A 479-nucleotide genomic window follows, 5' to 3' on the forward strand; every position below is an offset into this window, starting at 1 on the left:
TACGGCGATGACCTACTCTCCCACACAGTCGCCCGTGCAGTACCATCGGCGCTAAAGAGCTTAACTTCCGTGTTCGGAATGGGAACGGGTGGATCCTCTTTGCTATGACCGCCGTAAAACTTGTTGTGCCTGAAGTGGGGAAGGGGAGATGTACCCATCCTACCTTGCACTGTTTTCCGTGTAATCCCAGTCGTTATCACTCCTGGGACTCAGTTCAGTACCCCTTGAGGGTATAAGATTCTCTAAGTGTTGCAAGAGCTACGGTCCTGCAGTGCTAAGAGTATCTCAAAAGCTCGACAATTGAATAGTAGAATAATCAGTAGTTCATTAATCAAAAGATATGGATAAGCCGCACGGGTTATTAGTATCGGTAAGCTCCATGTATTACTACACTTCCACACCCGACCTATCAACGTGGTGGTCTACCACGACCCTTCAGATGGCTAATGCCATGGGATATCTCATCTTGAAGTGGGCTT

Annotated in this window: 2 rRNA genes; both read right to left on the reverse strand. The window is 47.8% G+C overall.

Annotated elements, in window-relative coordinates:
- Positions 1 to 116 (reverse strand): 5S ribosomal RNA (rrf, locus tag FCL48_RS24700); the annotation flags it as partial.
- Between the two features lie 224 nt (positions 117 to 340).
- Positions 341 to 479 (reverse strand): 23S ribosomal RNA (locus tag FCL48_RS24705); the annotation flags it as partial.

Origin of the sequence: Desulforhopalus sp. IMCC35007, assembly GCF_005116575.1 — a bacterium.
Lineage (GTDB): Bacteria > Desulfobacterota > Desulfobulbia > Desulfobulbales > Desulfocapsaceae > Desulforhopalus_A.